The organism is Spirosoma aerolatum, from assembly GCF_002056795.1.
Taxonomy (GTDB): domain Bacteria; phylum Bacteroidota; class Bacteroidia; order Cytophagales; family Spirosomataceae; genus Spirosoma; species Spirosoma aerolatum.
Genome location: NZ_CP020104.1, coordinates 1,448,359 through 1,471,431, shown reverse-complemented (window position 1 = coordinate 1,471,431; position 23,073 = coordinate 1,448,359). Strand labels below are relative to the sequence as shown.

The 23,073-nt window shown below is 49.7% G+C and carries 17 protein-coding genes; 5 read left to right on the top strand and 12 right to left on the bottom strand.

Going from position 1 to position 23,073, the window contains the following annotated elements:
- Positions 1 to 39 precede the first annotated feature (39 nt).
- The gene (locus B5M13_RS05935; protein WP_080054806.1) at positions 40 to 1,275 is read right to left on the bottom strand and encodes a M16 family metallopeptidase; all 1,236 of its coding nucleotides are present in this window, start codon (positions 1,273 to 1,275) and stop codon (positions 40 to 42) included.
- A gap of 29 nt (positions 1,276 to 1,304) precedes the next feature.
- Here B5M13_RS05935 and B5M13_RS05930 point away from each other — a divergent pair, with 29 nt between their 5' ends.
- Together B5M13_RS05930 and B5M13_RS05925 are read left to right on the top strand one after the other, a co-directional pair.
- Positions 1,305 to 2,342 (top strand): glycosyltransferase family 9 protein, encoded by a 1,038-nt coding sequence (locus B5M13_RS05930; protein ID WP_080054805.1) that lies wholly within the window; start codon positions 1,305 to 1,307, stop codon positions 2,340 to 2,342.
- 361 nt (positions 2,343 to 2,703) lie between these two features.
- Positions 2,704 to 3,843, top strand: a complete 1,140-nt coding sequence (locus B5M13_RS05925; protein WP_080054804.1) for a pyridoxal phosphate-dependent aminotransferase — start codon at positions 2,704 to 2,706, stop codon at positions 3,841 to 3,843.
- Between the two features lie 104 nt (positions 3,844 to 3,947).
- On the opposite strand, the gene B5M13_RS05920 is transcribed toward B5M13_RS05925, so the two are convergent.
- Positions 3,948 to 6,029 carry an alpha-glucuronidase family glycosyl hydrolase gene (locus tag B5M13_RS05920; protein WP_080059815.1) on the bottom strand — a complete coding sequence of 694 codons (2,082 nt, stop codon included), beginning with the start codon at positions 6,027 to 6,029 and terminating at the stop codon, positions 3,948 to 3,950.
- 562 nt (positions 6,030 to 6,591) lie between these two features.
- Here B5M13_RS05920 and B5M13_RS05915 point away from each other — a divergent pair.
- Positions 6,592 to 7,071 (top strand): RidA family protein, encoded by a 480-nt coding sequence (locus B5M13_RS05915; protein ID WP_218919480.1) that lies wholly within the window; start codon positions 6,592 to 6,594, stop codon positions 7,069 to 7,071.
- A gap of 64 nt (positions 7,072 to 7,135) precedes the next feature.
- Here B5M13_RS05915 and B5M13_RS05910 read toward each other — a convergent pair whose 3' ends face one another.
- The 5 genes from B5M13_RS05910 to B5M13_RS05890 form a co-directional block, all read right to left on the bottom strand.
- Positions 7,136 to 9,259, bottom strand: coding sequence for a GDSL-type esterase/lipase family protein (locus B5M13_RS05910; RefSeq protein ID WP_080054803.1), 2,124 nt, complete (start codon positions 9,257 to 9,259; stop codon positions 7,136 to 7,138).
- A gap of 69 nt (positions 9,260 to 9,328) precedes the next feature.
- Positions 9,329 to 10,165, bottom strand: coding sequence for an alpha/beta hydrolase (locus tag B5M13_RS05905; protein WP_080054802.1), 837 nt, complete (start codon positions 10,163 to 10,165; stop codon positions 9,329 to 9,331).
- Between the two features lie 131 nt (positions 10,166 to 10,296).
- Positions 10,297 to 11,562, bottom strand: coding sequence for an alpha/beta hydrolase family protein (locus B5M13_RS05900; protein ID WP_080054801.1), 1,266 nt, complete (start codon positions 11,560 to 11,562; stop codon positions 10,297 to 10,299).
- A gap of 1 nt (position 11,563) precedes the next feature.
- Positions 11,564 to 12,613 carry an Atu2307/SP_0267 family LLM class monooxygenase gene (locus B5M13_RS05895; protein ID WP_080054800.1) on the bottom strand — a complete coding sequence of 350 codons (1,050 nt, stop codon included), beginning with the start codon at positions 12,611 to 12,613 and terminating at the stop codon, positions 11,564 to 11,566.
- Positions 12,614 to 12,688: 75 nt separating this feature from the next.
- Positions 12,689 to 13,450, bottom strand: coding sequence for an SDR family NAD(P)-dependent oxidoreductase (locus tag B5M13_RS05890; protein ID WP_080054799.1), 762 nt, complete (start codon positions 13,448 to 13,450; stop codon positions 12,689 to 12,691).
- Positions 13,451 to 13,570: 120 nt separating this feature from the next.
- Between B5M13_RS05890 and B5M13_RS05885 the strand changes: the two genes are divergently transcribed.
- Positions 13,571 to 14,185 (top strand): 2,3-bisphosphoglycerate-dependent phosphoglycerate mutase, encoded by a 615-nt coding sequence (locus tag B5M13_RS05885; RefSeq protein WP_080054798.1) that lies wholly within the window; start codon positions 13,571 to 13,573, stop codon positions 14,183 to 14,185.
- Positions 14,186 to 14,344: 159 nt separating this feature from the next.
- Here the strand turns inward: B5M13_RS05885 and B5M13_RS05880 are convergent, their stop codons facing one another.
- From B5M13_RS05880 to B5M13_RS05865, 4 genes are all read right to left on the bottom strand, one after another.
- Positions 14,345 to 14,800: a RidA family protein gene (locus B5M13_RS05880; RefSeq protein ID WP_080054797.1), complete on the bottom strand. Its 456-nt coding sequence runs from the start codon at positions 14,798 to 14,800 to the stop codon at positions 14,345 to 14,347.
- Positions 14,801 to 14,905: 105 nt separating this feature from the next.
- Positions 14,906 to 17,386 (bottom strand): sialate O-acetylesterase, encoded by a 2,481-nt coding sequence (locus B5M13_RS05875; RefSeq protein WP_080054796.1) that lies wholly within the window; start codon positions 17,384 to 17,386, stop codon positions 14,906 to 14,908.
- A gap of 400 nt (positions 17,387 to 17,786) precedes the next feature.
- Complete coding sequence (locus B5M13_RS05870) at positions 17,787 to 20,003, bottom strand: FdhF/YdeP family oxidoreductase (protein ID WP_394334313.1); 2,217 nt, start codon at positions 20,001 to 20,003, stop codon at positions 17,787 to 17,789.
- Positions 20,004 to 20,171: 168 nt separating this feature from the next.
- On the bottom strand, positions 20,172 to 21,128 hold the full coding sequence (locus tag B5M13_RS05865; RefSeq protein WP_245859796.1) for an App1 family protein: 957 nt from the start codon (positions 21,126 to 21,128) through the stop codon (positions 20,172 to 20,174).
- 151 nt (positions 21,129 to 21,279) lie between these two features.
- Between B5M13_RS05865 and B5M13_RS05860 the strand changes: the two genes are divergently transcribed.
- Entirely contained in the window at positions 21,280 to 22,155 is an 876-nt protein-coding gene (locus tag B5M13_RS05860) for a diacylglycerol/lipid kinase family protein (RefSeq protein WP_080054794.1), read from the top strand.
- A gap of 53 nt (positions 22,156 to 22,208) precedes the next feature.
- On the opposite strand, the gene fdhD is transcribed toward B5M13_RS05860, so the two are convergent.
- Positions 22,209 to 23,042, bottom strand: coding sequence for a formate dehydrogenase accessory sulfurtransferase FdhD (gene fdhD, locus B5M13_RS05855; protein WP_080054793.1), 834 nt, complete (start codon positions 23,040 to 23,042; stop codon positions 22,209 to 22,211).
- Between the last annotated feature and the right edge of the window lie 31 nt (positions 23,043 to 23,073).

The following is a 23,073-nucleotide window of genomic DNA, read 5'->3' as shown; positions in this document are numbered from 1 at the left end:
ATGCGCTGAGAACTCCGTGCATCTCTGTGTAACAATCCTTTATTTTTCCGGCAAAAAGCTCAACGAACTGAACTGGCTTTCGTCGAAGGCTTCCTGCGCCAGCGTTTGTAGCTGTTCGGAGGTAACGGCGTTGATATCGTTAAAAATATCGGTCAGGGCTTCTACCCGGTCGATGTCGAGCAGGCTTTTGGCCATCATGAGCATGAAACTGTTGTTGCTTTCTTCAGCCATGGCCAATTGCCCAATCAGTTGCTCTTTTGTCTGGTGAAGCTGTAACGTCGTTAACGGTTGCTCGCGAAGGCGTTTCAGCTCTTTCATGATCAACGAACGGGCTTTGTCCACTTTCTTAGGATCGGTGCCAAAGTAGATACCCAGAAAACCTGTATCCAGATAGGGTGTGTACGTGGCATCAATCGAGTAGACAAGCCCGTATTTTTCCCGTAGATTCAGATTCAGACGCGAATTCATGCCGGGGCCACCCAACAAGTTGATCAGCATAAAAAAGGGCAGTCGTCGGGGGTCGGCTAGCCCGTAGGCCGGTCGACCTAAGGCACACTGGGCCTGGGTAATGGGTCGCTCCACACGCGTCTGACGGGGCACATAGCCGGTTGGTGTTTTTCGCTGGCGGGTTGTGTGCTGGGCGGGTACATCACGGAAGTACTTCTCGGCCACTTTCACCACCTGCTTAAACGGCAGCTTACTAACCGACGAAAACACAATCCGGCTTGTATCATAATTCTCGGCAATAAATCGCTGGAGATCTTCCCGACGAAACGATTCTACGGTTTCGGTCGTACCCAGGATGTTACCACCGAGGGCATGGTTTGGAAATACGAGTTCGTCGAAATCGTCCTGAATGGCATCTTCGGGCGAGTCGTAATACATTGCCATTTCTTCTAAAATCACCCCGCGCTCGCGTTCAATCTGTTTCTCCGGGAAAACCGAGTGAAAGGTAATATCGGCCAGTAGTTCGGCCGCTTTCTCGAAGTGTGCATCCAGTACCGACGCATGAAAACAGACTTTTTCTTTGGTCGTATAGGCATTTAGTTCACCACCCACCGTTTCCAGACGCGTAATGATATGGTACGATTTTCGTTTCTCCGTACCTTTGAAGGCCATATGTTCCCAGAAATGGGCAAGGCCCTGCTGGTGAGGTTGCTCGTCACGGCTTCCGATGTCGAGCATAATACCACAATGGGCAATCTGCGTATGCGATATTTGTTTGTGCGCAATCCGAATTCCGTTGGGCAGAGTATAAACCTGGTAATCTTCCATTCTAAAATTTTTACGCCTTAAGCGTACTAATGATAACCGCAACGAATCCACCCCGGTTCCTGATTATTCAAACGGCTTTCATCGGCGATGTAATTCTGGCAACCGCTTTGTTCGAACAACTCCACACGGCCTATCCCGAAGCCGTACTGGATGTGCTTGTACGCAAAGGCAATGAGACGCTATTGGCCAATCATCCTTTTTTAAACGAGGTGCTGGTCTGGCATAAAAAGGGTACCAAATATCGGGATTTATGGCGACTCTTGCGTACTATTCGGGCCAGGAAATATGATGCGGTCCTGAATCTGCAACGCTATGGCACCATGGGCTTACTAACGGCATTGTCGGGCGCAGGTACGACCATCGGCTTTGATAAGAATCCGTTTTCCCGCTTTTTTACCCATCGGATCGCCCATCGGTTTGAACCGGGAACACACGAAGTTGATCGCAATACCGGCTTGCTGAAGGCACTCCAGTCAGCCCCTGATTTTCAGCCCCATCCGCTAAGCCGTCAGGCGCTTGTCCGCCCTAAATTATACCCATCGCGGACCGATTACGACGCTGTGCACACGTATCAACACAGACCATACGTGTGTATGGCTCCTATGTCAGTTTGGTTTACGAAGCAGTATCCGTCGGAACGATGGGTGGAATTAATCAAAGCCTTGCCGGATGATCTGACCATTTACTTACTGGGTGCTCCAACTGATGTACACGCCTGCGATGCCATTCGGGCACTGGCAGGTAGCACAAAGCAGGTCATAAATCTGGCAGGCAAGCTAAGTTTACTCCAATCGGCAGCCCTGCAACAGAGCGCTGTGATGAATTATGTGAACGATTCGGCTCCGCTGCATCTTTGCTCGGCTATGAATGCCCCCACAACAGCCATTTTCTGTTCAACAGTCCCCCAGTTTGGCTTCGGTCCACTGGCCGATGTATCCAGAGTTGTGCAAACGCCGGAGCGCTTAGAATGCAAGCCCTGTAATCTGCATGGTCGAACCGCCTGTCCACTGGGTCATTTCCGCTGTGCCTGGGGTATTCAGCTAGATGAGCTGGCGAAATTAAGCTAACTGCTTTTCTTACACCGCCAGGACGCGATAGACGCGAAGAATAGGTCATTGGTACAAACTTTTTCGCGCCCATCGCGTCCTGGCGGTGCAAAATATAACGCCCTGAAAGTCAACGAACACACCTCTATTTAAGCCTAAATTGCTCACATCAGCAACCATTCATTATATTTTATTTTTAATTTATTGCATTAATTAAAAGATTATAGAATAAAAATATAATTAGTAAAAATAATATTTGAAAAACAGCCCACATAAACCTATTTTTGACTTGTTCGTAACCACTATAGCGAAACTCAACTACCTTATTACCTGATTCTTCTGACTTCATCCTTTACTGACGCATTAAGACCGAACTTATCTTATGTCCATCAACCGTCGAGACTGGCTTCGGGCCAGCTTAGTGTCTGGCCTTAGTATGGCTGCTGCTCCTGCCGCCTTTTGCGAGCCAGAACAAGAGATGCCACTGGGTTATAAAGCCCCTAAAGGCCCTCTGAAAGCTCGTTTGTCAGCGAATGAAAACCCATACGGCCCTTCGCCAAAAGTGCTCAAGACCATCACCGAAGCCGCTCCCGACGGCTATCTCTATGCGATGGAACATGCCCGCAAATTCCGGAAACTGGTTGCCGATACCGAAGGTGTGCCCGAAGAGTATGTTCTGCTGGGTGCCGGTTCGGGTGAGTTGCTGACAGCTGCTTCACTCTGGGCCGCTTATCGCCCAAATGCAGGCCGCACGATTGTAGCACCCGACCCAACGTTCGACCAGCTCCCCCGTGCAGCTATGAAACATGGCGTCAACATTGATCGGGTTCCACTAGTAGCGGCTGACGGATATGATATTAATCTGAACAAGCTGAATGAGCGCGTGAATAGCCAGACGGGTATGGTGTATCTCTGTAATCCCAACAACCCGACGGCCATCATCGTTGATCCATCGAAATTACGGGCGTTCTGCGAATCGGTGGGCGCCAAAACCCCAATCCTGGTCGATGAAGCGTACATCGACTACACGCCCGATCCGAAAGCGTATTCGATGGTCGATATGGTGAAAAAAGGCAGCAATGTAATCATTACCAAGACTTTCTCGAAAGTACATGGCTTTGCTGGACTGCGTACGGGCTATATGATTGCGAAACCTGAGCTTCTGGAGCAGATCAGCAAATTTGCAACGGGCGGTGGCTGCATCAGCATGACAACCCTTCGGGCGGCTATGGTCAGTTTGCAGGATAAAGAGTTTATCAACTACTCACTCGGCAAGGCGAAAGAATCGAAAGATTTCCTGCTGGGCGTTCTGAAACAAACCAACTACGAACCGCTGCCTTCGGGTGCTAATTTCGTGATGTTCCCGATTCGGATGAAGGGCGAAGATTTCGTAACCCGTATGATGGATCAGGGCGTGAGCATCCGCCAATGGAAGTTCGACGGTCAGTACTGGTGTCGTGTCAGCCTGGGCACAATGGACCAGATGAAAGCCTTCGCCGACGCGTTGAAAATGATTTCGTAAACTTCAACCTTCCTCTTTTTTTAAAGAGCGAAAGAGTACATGAGTGAAAGAGCGAATTGCCTACCGGATGACTTCGCTCTTTCACTCATGTACTCTTTCGCTCTTTACCTTAGCAAGTACACATTCACCGATTGCTTCACTTCGTCCAGGGTTCGGGCTGGTTGTTTGAACGGGGGCGGAATGGGCTGTTTTGAGATGGATTGCAGGTAAAGTACCCAGGCATCGCGCCACCAGATCGCTTCTTTTTGCTGAGTAACCAGCCGGGCTGCTACATTGGCGTAGGTTTCAGGATTGATGGCTGGTTTTACCTGCGCCCATTCCTGCTGCATCCACCGAACCGAATCGGCTCCGGTATAAAAATGGGTACAAAGCTCATCCCATAATGTTCGGCCCGTCGACAGTTTTTTGGTCCAGGGCACATGATGAAACCACAGTAAATACGAAATTGGACAGGTTTCAGGGTTATTCCACTGCTGTTGCACCTCAGGCCGATACTGTTCCAGCGCCTTGCTTCCCGTTGCTGTCCGGTCGAAGCCTATACCCATCGAATCGGCACGATGGTAATACACGGCCGTCCAGTCGGGGCGAGGGCTACGCGCCTGCCAGGGTTCGGGAGCAAAGTGAACGCCCGTCCAGGGTCGCGAGAGGCCCATCGGTGTGTTGTAATTGACGTAAATATCCCGCGATTTTCCCATTAGATTTACGATTCGTTTGGTAGCCTGAGGCTCATGTGTCAGGGTCATTGCTACCCATTCTCTCGCAATGGCTTCCGACGATACGGTATGATCCCAGGCCAGCCGCCCAAACGCATACCAGTTGGCCTGAGCTATCGGGTGGCCTGTCCAGTTCAGGTTCGAACCCGTATTGGCAACCCCTGCCATAAGGCTCATCGAATAACCGTGCAAACTTCCGTCGACCACCTTCGCTACGGTTGAGCCTTTGCCTTTTACGTAGGTATCAGTTTCCAGGCATTCTTTGAACAGGGGTGCTTCGTAGACCAGATGCGTCGCAAAGCCCAGGTATTCCTGCGTCAATTGAAACTCCATACCCAGCGGAGTTTTGGGCATATTTCCGAACAGAGGTGAAAAGGGTTCCCGGGGCTGAAAATCAATAGGGCCGTTTTTGACCTGCACAATTACCTTCTTATCGAACTGGCCGTCTAAGGGCACAAACTCCTCATAGGCAGCTTTGAAACGGTCTGCTTTAGGGTCTGCTTTATAGACAAACGCCCGCCAGATCACCACCCCATCGTACGGTTTCAGGGCTTCAGCCAGCATATTGGCCCCATCGGCATGGGTACGGCCATAATCCTGTGGACCAGGCTCCCCTTCCGAATTGGCTTTGACCAGAAAACCACCAAAATCGGGAATGGCCTTATAGATATCCTTCACTTTGTCGGCCCACCACTGCCGCACCTGCGGGTCGAGCGGGTCGGAGGTTTTCAAGCCGCCCAGGGTTTTGGGAGCCGCAAAATAGACTGACAAATACAACCGAATGCCATAGGGTCGGAATACATTAGCCAAAGCGGCTACTTTCTCGATGTACTCACTGGTCATGAATCGGGCGCTGGCATTCACGTTGTTGACCACTGTTCCGTTGATACCAATGGATGCATTGGCACGCGCATAATCGCGATAGCGGGGGTCGATCCGTTCGGGCAACTCATACCATTTCCAGAGTGACGAACCCGCATAGCCCCGCTCAATCGACCCATCGACATTATCCCAATGATTTAGCATCCGAAACTGTACCTTCGGATTACTGACCAGCGAAATGCCCTGTATTGACTGAAGGGTTTGTATCTGTCGCAACAAAGCAAAAGCCCCGTACAAGACCCCCGCATCAGACTTGCCGGAGATAATCAAATTGCCACCTTTCGACTCAATACGATACCCTTCTTTATTCAGGGACTGACCAGCGACATCGGCCGGATTTACCGACAACACAATACCGCCTGTACGACTACCTATACTGCCAATCACGGGCACTGATTTACCTAACAGACCCTGCAACCCCATCTGCAATTCGTCGGCGGCCGATTTCAGAATAGGGCTATCTGTTTTGACGGCAATGAACTGAGCCGCATTTGCATACGCCTGCCGCTTGACGGCATCGCTAATCAGATCATAGTTTAGCCAGAGTCGATACCCATCGGCATAGGCGGGGTCTTCGGCAAAACCATTCATAACCGAAACCAGGGCTATCAAAAGGGCTACACTAATTTGTCTATACGTCTTTGTCATTCTGTTTATCAGGGTTCTACAGCTATCTGATCAGGAGTATGTACATTTTCCGAAACCATACCCTTTTCAGTCAAAACTTTCAGTCGTAAACTGACCTGTTACCGGAAATCTACTCAGCGAGCCAATGATTTCGACGCCAGACCACTGCATTGTGGTGTCGGGTGCTTACAATCGACACAGCGGGGTTTCTCAAAACCTCGTGAGGATAGAATTGATAAATAAATCCTCACTTCAGCTTTGGAGCAGCCAAAAACAAATAAGGTCTCCGACAGAGCCAGAGACCTTAGCCAAACCAACCTAAGATAAACTGTAATCTAACGAACTATAGTTTGTCGATCACTGCTAGTCTGTATGTAATAGTCTGCTTTATCAATTTTGTACCCCTCCAGCGACTATTTTTTTTATCCGCTAGGCTTCTTCGTCAGGCCTGCTATTTTTACGAAAGGCAATTAACCACCTTCTCATTAGCCAATCACCAATCCAGTACTTGAATCCCTATACGACTATGAAAAAAGTTATCTACACGCTTGCCGTAAGCGGCTTAACCCTTTTACTCTCGGCCATGCTTCCAGCCAACATTGCCAAACTAACCGAAGGTATGGCCGATGTACCCGGCCAGCAAACGCCCTCATATCCGTTCTCACGCGCTATGCGGGCCGGTGATTTCGTCTATATATCCGGGCAGATAGGCGTAAAAGCTGACGGAAAACTGGCCGATGGGTTTGATGCCCAGTCCCGACAAACGATGGACAATATTGTTGCAGCCCTGAAAGAGCAGGGGCTGACCACCGCCGATGTAGTAAAATGTACGGTTATGATTGGGGATATGGCCAAATGGCCTGAATTCAATACCATTTACCGGAGTTACTTTAAAGAAGGCCACTTTCCGGCCCGTAGTGCCTTTGGCGCAAATGGCCTGGCCCTGGGAGCCGCCCTCGAAGTCGACTGCATTGCCTACGCCCCGCTGAAAGGAAAAGCGAAATAGAGTTTTTGACAGGATGGACATGATTTGATAAGCCAAAGCAATCCTGTCCATCCTGATTAGAAACTTAATGTGCTGGCAACCCAATTTTATCAATCGTCTGGCGTAAGGCCGTAGCCCAGATGGTATAGCCTTTCCGGGCCAGGTGAATTCCATCGCCCGAATACGTACCCGCAACCAGATTGCCCGTAGCTGCGTCGAGCAAGGCAACAGATGGATCGCAGAAGAAGATCGTTTTGTTATCGACAAATGCCTGAATCTGCTGATGAACGAGGGTATATTTTTTTCGTTTTTCATCGTCGGCAGTCGTACCGGCAGGGAGCGGACCCACCAGCACCAGTTTTGCCTGCGGAAGTTTCCGACGAAGCGACTTCAGTATCGCACCAATGCCTGCTGTAATAGCCTCCGCTTCGTCTTCCTGGAAGTTGTTGACCCCAATTGTAACCACAACCAGTGCAGGATCGGCTTTCGCAAAGTCCAGATTTTCAACTCGCCAGAGCAGGTGTTGAGTCTTATCGCCCGAAATAGCGGCAACGCCATATCGGTAACCCGCCAGCGCACTATCGAACGGAGGCTGACCACCTTGATGAACGACCAGACTTCGTTTGCCGATTGCCTGTGTAATTGAATTGCCCATCAACAGAATATCGAGTTTGCCGGTACTGTCGAGCGTCTGCTGGATATTGGTGTAATTGTCCCACCAATCATTACCGGTTTTCCAGCCTCCTGCCGACCGATATTCTGAGCCGGGCACTGGCATTTGGGCATAAGACGGATATAGACCAACCGATTTCAGAATAAAATCGACAATGGGCGACGGATTAGCTAAACTATGCGGGTGGTGATTAACCCCTGGCTTGTGAATAACTGTAATGCGGCCACCTAGTGCCAATGCCTGCTTCTCGAACGGCTCGGTATTTTCGCTTACGGGTACTGCATCGTCAGCATCGCCAACCACATGCAGCATCGGGAAATTACCCTTTACAATGTCATGTACCCGATCCAGCGGATTACCGTTAAACTGAAGGGCTTCTTCTTCCGACTTCAGGGCGTAGTCTTTCTTGAAAATCTCCCAGTCGCTGGGACTACCCTTGCTTTTCCCTTTACCACCCGGCCAGCTTTTCAGATCCAGCACAGGCGCATCGACATACACACAGGCCACTTTTTTTGGATTTTCAACCGCCCAATTGTAAACGTAAACACCACCCCGACTTAAGCCTTCCAGCGCTACTTTATCGGCCAGACCGGCTTTGTGCATGTAGCGATAAAATTTGTTCCAGAGGCCAACGGCTTCAGCATTGCCAAAGAGTTCGGCCACATCGCAGTAAACCAGATGAAACCCATGATCCAGCAACGCAATGTCGGTTTGCGGCTCATGTCCCCAGAAACGCGCCCGCCAGATCCAGGGCTTATCCTTCGCTACGATTCGGGGCTTAACGACCTTACAGGCACGTCCTTCAAAGGTAAAATCGGCGCAGTCGTAGCCATAAAAGGATGTGATTTTTTGGGATTCTTTGATTTTCTGAAAAATGTCAAAATCAGGCTGGGTTTTCGTCGTAATCACCTCATACAGTCGGCGGGCAATGCGGGTCATTACCAAAGAAGCGGGATGCAGTTTATCGGGAAACAACAGGCTATCTTCCAGCGTCAGCGAATGCAGGTCGACGAGTTCCAGCTTTTCATCAAAGGCGACCTGTCGGATTCGGGGCAAAATATACTTTTTAATAGCGGCTTCTGTCTGGCGGGTGGTATCGGTCAAAAACGAGGCAACAGGCAGCAGTAGCACAATGCGTGGATGCGTCGGTAAGTCTTTAAACGATTGGACAAGTGCCTTATAATCGGGAATAAACTGGTCGATTTTTAAGCGATAGGGCAGTCGGCTATCATTCGTTCCCAGTTTAATGAGCACAATATCAGGGTTACTTTTCAAGGCTTCCTGATATTTATCCGTCGACATATACGGTGCTGTTGTTTCTCGTAATACGGTTCGGCCACTCACGCCAAAATTCATTACGGTATAGCCCGAACCCAACAGGTATTGGAGCTGGGCCGGAAATGAGTTCTGCTCCCGATGCGTCAGTCCGGCTCCATACGTAATGCTGTTCCCCACGCAGGCGATTCGGATAGCTTTCTGGGCGTGAGCGGTAAACGAGAGAACGAGTAAAAAGACGAACAGAAGAGGAAAACGCATAGAGAAAGGTGGTTAACAATTTATGGTATTCCGTCTGCGATCGTATCGCAAATGAGCTAAAAGACAGCTTTAACGAGTCGCCATTTTGTTTTGCCTGTCGAAATACTGACGCATAAATAGCAATTGGTACGTAATGGCATTGGTCCAGTAGTTCCAGTTGTGGCCGCCAGGTCGGGTGATGTAATCGTGTGGGATATTTCGCTCAAGCAACTTGTCGTGCAGGTTGTTGTTGACCCGGAAGAAAAAGTCTTCACTGCCACAGTCGATAACCAGCGACAGCGAGTTGGGCGTGAGCAGATGGAGTAAATTAATGACGGTATTTTGCTCCCAACGGTCGGGAAACTGCGCGTAGGTACCCAGCCGTTTTGCCATGTCCCAGTTGTTCGGGAACGGGCGAATATCGACGCCACCACTCATACTACCGGCAGCACCAAATACATCCTGATGGCGGAAAGCCAGATACAATGCGCCATGCCCACCCATACTCAGGCCTGTTATACCACGCCCCTGACGACTTTTGATGGTTTTGTAATGACTATCGACCCACGGCACCAGTTCGCTGGCTACATAGGTTTCGTACTTAAAGGTCGGGTCGGTCGGGCTATCCCAATACCAACTCCCAAATGCACCATCCGGGCAAACGACAATCACCTGCTGATGATCGACAAGCTGGGCCATGTTGGGTGATTTTTTGGCCCAATCGCTATAGTTGCCGCTATAGCCATGCAACAGATAGACCACCGGAAACTCAGTCCCGACGGTATACGAATCGGGAGTCATGACAACGGCCTTGATAGTCTTTTTCATCGACGGGCTGTAGGTATCGACCGTATCAATTTTTGCTGCCTGACAATAGCTGGCCAGCAAGAAAAAACTAAAAATAAGTAGTGTACGGGAACGAGTCATGATGTACTGATTAGCAAGTAAAGCAGATATACTCGTTAAGAAGCGAATCGGACGAACCTACCCATAAGGCGTTCAGGATTACTATAGCCCTTTTTCCAGTATAGCATGCTGAATCGCGGATACAGAGCCGATTATTTTTTGAAATGCTTATCCATAAAACGTAGATACTGCGCCCAATCGTAGGCCGTTACATCGTGGCCGCCGGTTCGGATATGGTAACCCATTTGCCCCTGCACAGACTGATTCAGAGGAGGTCGTTGTGTAGCTGGCAACCCGTCTGTCCCCAGAAACTGATAGACCGAACTAGCAGCTTTAGCACTTTCGAACTCACCTTCGGGATCAGAGTTTTTGTCCTGTTCTGCACTGGCAATATAAACGGGCCGGGGTGCCATCAGCGAAATCACCATGTGTTGGTCAAACGGCAACAGTGTGTCCTGATCCATATAGTTTCGGAAATTGGCCGCAAACCAATGCGGGAAAACAGTACACAACCGCCGTATGTTTTCGCCCACTCCCCGGTGAAACAATTTAGCGCCACCGGCGCCCGATTCATTACTGATAACCATAGCAAACCGCTCGTCAGTAGCACCTGCCCATAAAGCCGCTTTGCCTAACCGCGACCAGCCAAAGACAGCCACTCGTTTGGTATCGATCGCCTTATCAGTTTGCAGATAATCCATAATCCGGCTCAGTCCCCAGGCCCAGGCTGCTACCGTTCCGAAGTTGTCGCCCCGATTTTGCAAGTCAGGATATAAGGGATGAACGCCCGTTGAAAACTTCATCGTCGGTTCGTCAGAAGCTATGTCTTCGCGATAAGCCGTAACGACTGCATACCCTCGGCTCAGAATGCTATCTACGGGCCATTGGCGGGCATTGAGTCCTCGGCAAGCCTCAGTCGATTGGTGATTGACGACACAGGAGACATCGATGTATGGGTTGCCCCGATTCGACTCCATCCAGCTTGTTGAGATCCGAATGGCGGGATCACCCTGAATGGTGCTATTTCCCCAGAAATTAAGCCCTACAACAGCGGGTACGGGCTCTTTTACGTTGTTCGGGATATACAGCAGCACGTCCATTCTTGGACCATCGGGCTTACCATTGAACCACACAGCCACCTGCTTACGAGTCGCTTTACCGCCCAACGCCTTCGGATCGGAATCGAATACCTCAAACCGCATTTGAGCAGGTTTCGACGGCGACTGACCGTATAGCTGACTGGCAAACAACGCCAGCAATTCGGGCCGTCGCTGGGTCCGCCATTGTGTTGCCGATGTTACCCGACGACCATTTTTCAAAACAAGTGGATCGGGTAGTGAAGGCTGTTGCTGCGCCTGTAGCACCGGGGAAAAGTATATGAACAGGATTAGAAACCAGACAAGAACTTTGTTTACCATTTTAGGTGGTTGCGGTTTTCTGTTTCAGTGCTTTCCGAACGGCCGGAGCCACTTTCGTTCCGAATAATTCAATGGCATGGAGCGTTTTGGCATGAGGTGTATTGTGCCCGCTGATCATCTGGGCCAGGTAGCGGGTATTGCCGAACAATTCATGGAAGTAGAGAATCTTGTCGATAATCTGTTGTGGGCTACCCACCATCAACGGGCCATATTGACGCATTTGCTCAAAGTGCATCCGGCTAATGGGTGACCAGCCCCGCTCACGACCTACTCGATTCATCAGTAGCTCGTAAGGCGGAAAAAATTCATCGGCGGCCTGTTGCGAATTATCGGCGGCATAAAACTGCGAGTTGATTCCCAATGGCAACTGGCTCATATCATGACCAGCCCGTTCGGCAGCCTGACGATACAGATTCACAAACGGCACAAATCGATCGGGCGTACCACCCAGAATGGCCAGCATCATGGGTAGGTTCATCGTTCCGGCTCTGGCTGCCGAAGCAGGTGTTCCGCCTACCGCCAGCCAGATTGGCAATTTTTCCTGATAGGGCCGTGGATACACACCCCGATGCGGAATACTCGCCCGAAGCTTACCCGTCCAGTCGACAACTTCGTGTTCGTTGATGTTGACCAGCAGATCCAGCTTCTCGGTAAACAGTTCGTCGTAGTCTTTCAGGTCATATCCAAACAGCGGAAACGATTCAATGAATGACCCACGACCCGCCATGATCTCGGCCCGACCACTGGAAATCAGGTCCAGCGACGCGAAATTTTGAAATGTTCTGACCGGGTCGGCTGAACTTAGCACGGTTACCGAACTGGACAGCCGTATGTTTTTGGTGATGGCAGCCGCAGCCGCCAGAATCACCTCGGGGGCCGAAATAATAAAATCGGGTCGGTGGTGTTCGCCCAATGCAAACACATCCAGCCCGACTTCATCGGCCAATTTTATTTCTTCAAGAGTCTCCTGCATGCGCTTGTGCGCATTGATCGCTTTGCCCGATACACCATCCGGTACGATTTCGCCAAAACTGCTGATGCCTAATTCCATGATTGCTTTTGCTGATATGCTGTATCAATCACTTTACCTATCCCTACAGTTCCTCATACCGAACAAATCGACGGACTAGCGACCCATCCAGCCCCCATCAACGGTCAAAAGGGTTCCGTGTACATAAGCCCCTGCCTCGGAAGCCAGAAAAACGACCGGGCCTTTAAAATCGGATGGATCGCCCCAGCGCCCCGCCGGAATCCGGTCGAGAATGGATTTTGACCGATCGGGGTCGGCCCGTAAGGCAGCGGTGTTGTTGGTCGCAATATAACCAGGTGCAATGCCGTTGACATTTACCCCTTTGGAGGCCCATTCGTTCGAAAACGCCTTCACCAGTCCCGCCACCGCACTTTTACTGGCCGTGTAGCCCGGCACCGTAATGCCTCCCTGAAAACTGAGCAGCGAGCAGGTGAATATGATTTTACCGGCTCCTTTGGCAATCATATCTTTCCCAAATTCGCGGGCCAGTATAAACTGCGCATCCAGATTCACGGCTATTACTTTATCCCACCAATCATCCGGATGTTCGGCTACGGGTTTGCGTAGAATCATTCCGGCATTATTGACCAGAATATCGACCGCATGATTTGCTTTTACCGACTGAATGAACTGATACAAGCCTTCGCGATTCGATAAGTCGACATTGTAGCCGCTGAACTGACGACCCAAATCTGTAATAGCTTTTTGAGTATCGCTGAGGTTGCCCGTATTGGCAGTACTAATAATATCGGCCCCTGCTTCGGCCAGAGCAATGGCCATAGCCTGTCCTAATCCGGTATCGCTTCCGGTAACCAGAGCCTTTTTTCCGGCCAGATTAAACTGTTCTAAAACACGCATCGAGAATTAACCAGAATTTTTTGAATAGAATCACTACAGAAGAATAGTCGCTCGGGCTAACAGGATACTCTTGAAAACTGTTTTTTTGTAACAGATTACTGTTTAACAACCTGAAGAAATATGCCCTTATTTGTCATTGTACGGCACGGTCAATCGCAATGGAATGCGGAAAATCGATTTACGGGAAATACAGATACGCCCCTAACTGATCTCGGACGGCACGAAGCCCATGAAGCTGGTATTCTCCTGAAATCCCATCAGCCTCCTAATTTTAGTATTGGCTTCACCTCTGTGCTTCAACGAGCCATTGAAACCATGTCGATCATTCTGGACGAAATTGGTCAGACCGATTTACCGATCGAACGAAGTGCGGCCCTGAACGAACGGATGTATGGCGATTTGCAGGGGATGAACAAAGCCGAAGCTGAAGAGCGATTTGGGGCCAATCAAATATTCTGCTGGCGACGCAGCTATACCGAACGTCCGCCCCATGGCGAGACGCTGGAAGAAACCCGAACGCGGGTCACAGCCTATTTTCAGTCAACGATTTTGCCTCATTTAAAGGCTAATGAGTCGGTATTGGTGGTAGCCCACGGAAATAGCCTACGGGCGCTGCTGATGGATCTGGAACATATCAGCCCCGAAGACATTGAAAAGGTGGAATTAGCCACGGGCGTACCACGTCAGTACCACTACGCCATTGAAACCGGCGAATTTCAGTTGCTCCCTAAATAGGTTCGCTGAATACACTGAGAGTAGATTATCCTAAACCCGTTTAGGCATTTTTTTTGTCATCCCTCCTTCGTCGTGATGACAAAAACTCCCATTGTGAACTCGATTAAGGAAAGTTAAATCAACCTGATACCTCTGTGCCTTCTGCATTTAAGCTGAAGTCTATTTTACAGCAATTACTTCGATTTCAATCAGTACATCGTCGCGAACGGTTTGTGACACCCCTTTTTGTTCAATCAATTTAGGCGGTTGTGTGAAATAGGTAGCCTGAACAGCCTGAACCGACTGGGCATTGGCAGCACTTACCTGCACCGATCCGGTAGCCTCTTTCACTGAGTAGGTGATCTGCGTGATGTCCTTCAGAGTCATATCCACCGTTGCCAAGGCCGTTTTTATATTTTCAAACACCTGACGGGTCTGTTCAGTCAGGTTCCCGGCCCCTACCAGATCACCAACATCATTAAAGGGCCTTTGTCCGCAGATATACACGATTTTTCCGGGAATACCCGGTTCAACTTTATACAGATATCCCGTAGGCACCTTAGGCAATACGGGCGTCTGCGCCTGACTGCACGAAGCCAGGGCAAGCCAGATGAGCACATTACGGATATAATTCATGGCTGTAGCTGAATAAAGAGTTTCCTGTTAAGTAAGTTAGTCCGATTAGGGTTTACAGTGGTTGATGTAAACTCAACTGGCGTGTCAGCCCCTGTAAACTGTACCTTATCCACTCGTTCGGAGCGAGGTGCTGGTTTGATCATCTTCCCCATTTGTATACCCGTTGCCAGGGGTAGAGTCGGAGTCTGATTGATCTGCCGAAAAAATCTGTGCTTTGTTTGTAAAGTTACCTGTCGTCGTTACCTGAACCACAAACGTCACACTTGCCGACTGACCGACGGGTATCTGGCCAATCGTCCCACTGACTACCGATCCGTTGGCAGTCATACCCGAGGTCGAGCTCACAAACTGCAACCCAGTCGGCAATGTATTGTTTAGCACAACATTCGTTGCCGCCAGGCCACCCTGATTTTGTACCGTAAGTGTCACACTGAAGGTTTGCCCTACCCCTATTACCTGACTGCTAAGCTGCATACGTAAGCTCAGATCGGCTTTAGCCGGATTGGGCGCTGGCTGATTTGACTGAACGGGCGGCAAAGCTCCCTGATTGGGGTTAGGCGATACATAGAGCGCCGATGCTGCATTTTTTGTTCGCAAATCAACCTGGGCTTCGTCGGTTTCTCCATTGCCAGTACCATTATTTGGATTTGCGCCTACCAGCGGGTTGGTAGAAGCCGATAAGTCGGCAGCCGACAAATAATTCCCTTCGGCGGTAAGACGGGCTATGTACCGCCGGGTCAAAAACGCACCTGAAGCAAGCCCCCCAACTGACCCGTTCACGACATTGTTTGCCGCACTCAGATTATCCGTCGACGACACAAAACTCACGTTGGGCGGCAGGCGGTTTTGTATCGCAAAAGAGCCAACATCACAACCGCCACTATTTTGCACCGAAAGCCAAAAACTGACGGTATCGTTGACAGCCACTACACGCCGGGAGGTTTGCATGGAGAGCCGTAAACTTGCGGCCGCCAGGCCAATCGTCTGCGATAACGGGATCGATAAACAACCGTATACCGGATTTTTAGCCTGTACGCTATAGGTGCCAGGTGCAGTCACGACAATGGAGGTGGATGTAACGCCTGTGCTCCACTGATTGGGTCCGGCATAGGATGAAGTCAGTCGTAATCCGGTACTGGTACAGATCGATAGCGTTCCGGTACTGGTCGTGATGGTCGGCGTAGCGGGCTGGACATTTGCCGGGACCACTACAGGAGGTGGAAAATAGACTTTGTTTTGAGCGGTAAGCAACCGAGCCGAATACGTACCGGCTCCAACCGTCAGACTGCTCGAACTGCTTCCTGTACTCCAGATATATTGATAGCCACTGGGTTGGGTTAGCGTAAGCTGATTGGAAGTGGCACAGGCAATACTGGTTATAGGTTCCGTTTCGGCTGAATACGGTGAAATAGTCGACAAGTAGGTATCACTGATGGCCGTGGCCCAGGCATCCCCTACCTTTGTTTGTCCGGATGGCGAAAAGTGAATTCCATCAGGTCGGTCGGCCGATGAATTGACATTATCCAGATCAGGCCCCTGATAGGCCATATTCCCCGGCTTGTTAATAATCTGAAACTGAGCCGATCGGACATTATCGAAGCGGGCACCAACGAACGACGACAGAGCCACGATACAGGCCAGATTGGGTTTGCTGAACTCTGTTCGAATCTTGTCGATCACCTTCTGATAATACTTTGACGTCGAATCCGTGGGATTATCACGGTCATTTTCGCCGTGCTGAATCAGAAAGGCCCGAATGCCCGTACTTGGCACATACAGATTCATCAGATTCCGAAAATTGGCGTAGGGCATGCGTAAGTCATACCTTACGAAGGAATGCTGGAATGGGATATTATAGGCGGCCCAGTAGGTTTGCTGCATGTTGGTTCCGCCGAATCCAGCATTGTACATCAGCACCGGCACATTGATACGCTGCACCAGGGCATCACCCATACGCCCCCAGAACCAGGGAACGCTGGCGAAAGGCGAAAAACCACTGTTAAGTTTTAACTGACTGAACACCATACCGGGTAGGTAACGCGTATCGGCCGTGTTCAGATACTGCTGCTGATAAACCGTTCCATTATTATCGACCGGCACCACCGTTACCCGGTCGTCGGTAGCCCCACCCAGTGTAGGACACATATTAACCCCATTTACGGTACAGCCCGATCCCTGTGCATTGGAGTGGCCCATAATCGCAAATACTTCCCCTACCCCGAAACGGTCTACGGAATCTGTAGCCACGACTACGCCACCACTCAAACCCCGAACATAAACACTATACCATCCACCACGCACTGTAAGCGTTCCGTTGAACTGACCATTCGTTGGATTGCTCTGGAGGGTTGCCCAGGCGGTCGTGGTTCCCTGCCCCGACGCCCTTGCTACGACCCTGGCCTCAATCGCATCCAGGGCCTGGCCATAGCTACCAGCGATTTGTACAGTAGCCTGATTGGCATTGTTGCGTTGTACCACCAACCGACTAACCGGAAAGGTAATTTTTATCTGTGCAACCGCTTCAAGCGCACCAAAAAGTAAGGAAACAAGGATTACATAAACCGCCACGTTCTCCCGCACCGCCATAATGTAAACTTTAGTAGATTTTTATAAACTATATATCTCCTATTACAATCGTTTAGTGCAAAAATTATACATATATTTTAAATAATACGACAAAACAACAATAATTATTTATCATTACATGATAAATCACTCATTAATAATTAGTTATACCAATATATACATGTGATTAGCATATTATAAAATAATATATTTTTTAAGCTACATTTAGTTAATTAAAATACAAATAAATATACAATTAGAATCGATAAGTAAAATAAATTTATTACCTTTTTACCAACCCATCCCACAACCGTTGGGATGCTGTTTGGCTATGATCTATAAAAAAAACAGGGGCACAATTGCCCCTGTTCAATCTGTTTGCCAGGTAAATTATCGTTGAGTCAATAAGCCTGGAAAAGACTTATCCTGCTACTGGCGTTATCGTGATGAGAATCGATTTTGAGGTTGGTGTATTACTTTTCTCCGCTGTTGAATCGATCGGTATCAGTACGTTCGTTTCGGGAAAATAAGCGGCTGCACAGCCACGCGGTATATGATAAGGTACGACTACAAACCGATGAGCCGTACGTGTTTGGCCGTTGTAGTAGCTATGTAAATCGACAATCTGCTTTTCGTGCAGGCCCAAATTGGCCATATCATCGGCATTGATAAATATAACCCGTCGTTCGTTATGGATACCCCGATACCGGTCATCATTGCCATAAATGGTTGTATTGAACTGGTCGTGGCTACGAATGGTCATAAGCATCAGTTCGTCGGGTTGTAGCTCATGATGCATAGGTACATTGATGGTGAAATGTGCTTTCCCATCAGGCGTTTTGAACTCCCGAACCCGAGGGCCGTTCGGAAGATAAAAGCCCCCTTCCTGACGAACTTTCTTATTATACTGCTCAAAACCTGGCACAACCTTTTCAATCAGGTCGCGGATGAGATCGTAGTTACCGACCAGTGCATCCCAATTAATACTGGGGCGACCCAAGGAATCGACTGATGCACGCGGATCGTTACCCAGCGTTGCTTTCGCCAGTTCGGCAATGATCGCCACCTCACTTTTCAGGGTCGATACTACCGGATCGACCACACCATGCGACTGAGCTACCACGCCGGTTGTACTTTCACAACTGACAAATTGTTCACCGGATGCCTGTCTGTCACGATCTGTACGACCCAGACAGGGTAGAATCAGCGCGGTTTCGCCATGAATAAAATGACTCCGGTTGAGCTTGGTCGATACATGAACAGTCAGCTTGCATTTTTTTAAGGCTTCGGCTGTATAATTCGTATCGGATACAGCCATGGCGAAATTCCCACCCAGCGCAAAAAACACCTTAGCTTTCCCCTCGTGCATCGCCTGAACAGCCTTCACCACATCGTAGCCATGTTCTCGGGGTGGTTCAAAGTTGAACGTTTTTTTGAGCGCATCCAGAAACTCAGGTTTAGGTTTTTCCCAGATTCCCATCGTCCGGTCCCCCTGTACGTTGCTATGTCCACGAATTGGACTCGCTCCTCCCCCTTCAATACCGATACTTCCCTTCAGCAGAAGGAGATTGATTACTTCGTTGATCGTTTGTACAGAATTGCGGTGCTGCGTCAGGCCCATAGCCCAGCAGATAATGAGCTTGCGTGTATGCTTAAACAGGTCGACAGCTTCCTGAATCTGGGCAATCGTTAGTCCACACTGAGCAGCTAAATCAGATAACTCAAACTGATCCAGGCTCTTAACAAAGTCTTCGTAACCAGCTGTGTATGTTTCAATGAACGATTTATCCAGAACCTTGCCCGGCTGGTCAACCGTTGCGTTTTTTTTCTCCTCTTCCAGCAGGAGTTTACACATCGCCTTCAGTAGCGCCATATCGGAATTAATGCGTACCTGCAAGAACAAATCCGCCATTTTTTCGCCCCCAAACAACACATCTCGTGGGCTCTGTGGGTTTCGAAAGCCCAGCAATCCGGCTTCGTGCAAGGGATTGACCGCAATAATTTTGGCTCCGTTTCGCTTGGCCTGCTCCAGCGGGGTAAGCATCCGTGGTGCATTTGTGCCAGGATTCTGACCCATAATTATGATCACATCGGCCTTTTCATAATCTTCATATTTCACCGATGCTTTCCCTAGGCCAATGGATTCTGCGAGCGCTACACTAGTCGACTCATGACACATATTGGAGCAGTCGGGCAGGTTGTTGGTGCCATACATCCGCACGAAAAGCTGGTACAGAAAAGCAGCTTCATTACTGGTTCGGCCCGATGTATAGAATACTGCTTCGTTGGGCGACTCCAGCGCATTGAGCTGATCGGCAATCAGCCTGAACGCATCCTCCCAGCCAATGGCTTCGTAGTGCTGCGCTCCTGGTCGCAAAATCATTGGTTGGGTCAGTCGCCCCTGCTGGCCCAGCCATAAATCGGTTTTCTGCAGTAATTCCGCTATGGTATAGCGCTGAAACAATACAGGCGAAGCCGTATGCTTATTCATGACTTCCTCGGCTACGGCTTTAGCCCCACTTTCGCAGTATTCAGCAATCCGGGATCGGTGGCCGTCGGGGTCAGGCCAGGCACAGGACGGACAATCGAAGCCATTTTTCTGATTCATGTTGACGAGCGCTTTCCAGCCACGCGCCAGATCGGTCCCCTCAAAGACATGTTTGAATGACTGAATAACAGCAGGTATACCAGCCGCTTCGTCGTAAGGCTTCGTTACGTCAAGCTGGCCGGTAAGCTCTTCGGGGGTGTATTAAGATTCATAAATCAGCTCAGGAAGAATGGTAAGCGTATAGGGTTAATAAGGCGATCAGGAAGCAACCAGACCGATAGCCATGGAATGCTTCTTTGCATCGGCGCTGTGTGCAAAATAACAATAAGGAATTTCCAATGCCTCGATCCGTGTCAAGATCGCTTCGGTTTTAAGCTTATTTTTTGCCTGTACCTGACGAATATATACGCAACGAATCTGATGGGGAAAATGCTCAGCCACTGACGCGTAAATAGTTGGGTCTTCCTGGGTATCATCGCCCAGCAGCACAAACTGTTGCTGCGGATACATCTCCAGAATCCGTACAATCCGCATAAATTTCGTCATGTGCTTGCCCTGCCCCGTTTTCCATACCTCAGCCAGTTGTTTGAGCGGACTTAAGAGGTACACGCCATTGGGCAGCCCATTTTTTTTCGAAAAATCGATAATGTAGTCGTACAGATTCCACTCGCTGCTCGACACATAGAAAAAAGCATTCGTTGCGCCAGGACCGCTATTAGCTTCGGCCAGTAATTTATAATGAGCTACTACCCCTTCGAAGGGTGCTCGGGTATGGGCGTTTTTGGTAATGAGCAGCTTCAGGCGCTTCAGTAAATTGGCAGAGTGTGATATCAGGAAGGTATCATCAATATCCGAAATACAACCAAATGGGGTCGGCTCGGGCACCAGCACCTGTCCCTCTCCTTCGGCAGAATCATCGCCCAACAGCAGTTTCACCCGAACGTTGTGCCAACCCGAGGCAATGGGTCTATCCAACGGTATATCGACTCGAAAATACCCATCCGTATCGGACTGTGTATGAACCGAATGCCCATCGAAAGCAACCTCAAGAGCCGCTTTAGGGTAGGGTCGAACCAGAAACAGTCGAATCAGGCCAAACAAGTTCACCAAAAGACTGTTGCGATACTGGATACGAGGCAGCGCACTTCGCTTTAGCGCACTGCCGTGAATGGTTAGCCGCTGCGCATTACCAAAACTACGGTAGACCTTCACCATAGGCTGGTCCGTTAAGCGTAACCGCGATAAAATATGCCCTTTCAGCTTACCCTTAAGGCTTAAATTTTGTTTAGATATAAATTGAACTTGCGTGACTTCCATAGCGCATCCATCAGCACATCCCATCTATAACTCATAATTTACGAAGAAGTTGACTTTTTTATTCATAATTAATCCCGTTTCGGGTGGTCACGACAAGTCTGACTGGGAACAGCGCATCGATGCGTTCTTTGCCGAGCTACCCTATACCGTTCACCGCTGCTATCTCGATGGCAAGACCGATACCGAAACCATTCAGACGCAACTTAGTCAATGCAAACCCGATCGGGTAGTAGCTGTTGGTGGCGATGGAACCATTAAACTCGTGGCCGAACAACTGATCAGCAACCCCATACCGCTGGGTATCCTGCCGGGGGGATCGGCGAACGGTATGGCCCGCGAATTGGGCATACCAACCGACCTACAGAAAAGTCTGGAGTTATTGGTCGATGGGAAGCCAAAACCCATCGATGTTATCTCGATAAATGACGACGACATTTGTTTACACCTGAGCGATATTGGCCTAAATGCCCACATCGTAAAATATTACGAACAGAACAATCTGCGTGGCAAACTGGGCTATCTTCGTAGTGTGCTGAACGTGTTGCGTAAACATCGGCTACTCCGGCTGGAAATCAAGACCGACGACGAATGTGTACAGCGCGTTGCCTTTATGGTCGTGTTGGCTAATGCCCGTATGTACGGCACAGGAGCCGTTATAAATCCAGATGGCGATCCTTCTGATGGGCACTTTGAAGTTGTGATTTTCCGACGGTTATCATTCGGCGAAATCCTGAAATTGTTCTGGCGATTCCAGCCCTTCGACCCGAAAAAGATTGAGATTTACCCGGCTACATCCGTGACTATCGAAACGCACAAACGTGCTTATTTCCAGATCGATGGCGAATACCGGGGGCGCATTACCAAGCTTGTTGCCCAGATCAAACCCGCTGCCCTGTCGGTGATTCTACCAGACGACAAAAATTGAGTGATTGAGCGAATGAGCGATTGCGTGAAAGGCTACCGCAAGCTATTCTTCACTCAATTCTTAACCCGGTCGGGATGGCTGTAGAGATTGAATCGCTCATCGCGGACGAAACCAGCCAGGGTGATGTTTGCTTCCTGCGTCATTTGCACGGCCAGACTTGATGGAGCGCCCACAGCCGCCAATAGTGGGACACCAGCCATCCAGCTTTTCTGGACCAATTCGACGCCGACCCGGCCACTCAGAAAAATGCCGTACTGGTGCAGTGGAAGCCAGCCCTGCCAGAAAGCAGCTCCTATGAGCTTATCCAGTGCGTTATGACGACCAATGTCCTCACGAACCAGCAGCAACTTACCCTGTCGATCAAAGAGGGCAGCCGCATGAATACCGCCCGTGTAGGCATAGGCTCGCTGCGTTTCACGAACTTGAGCGGGTAAAGCGTGAAGTATGGACGGCTCGATCGAAAAATCCGTTGCTACAGGCCCAGGCGTAAGCGCTCGTATGGCATCGATGGTGGTTTTGCCACACAAACCGCAACTGGCCGATGCAACTGTACTCCGCTCCAACCGTGACCAGTCAATGGCTACTTCGGGCCGGAGCTCAACCCGGATCACATTCCCTTCTTTGTCGGCATCCTGTACGCAATGACGGCACGAGACAATGTCATTCGGTGAGTGCACAATACCTTCGGTAAGCAGAAACCCTATTGCCAGTTCGGCGTCGTGGCCGGGTGTTCGCATGGTCACAGCCAGTGAACGTTGCTGACGATCAGCGATCGGACCAAAACCCAGTCGAATTTCCAGTGGTTCTTCCACAGCCAGTAAATCCGGTTTTTCGATAACGGTCTGACCAGAAACGTTCCGAACAGTTGTAGGAGCAACAAGCGACATAGGTACAGGCTTTAGAAAACAACACGACGTT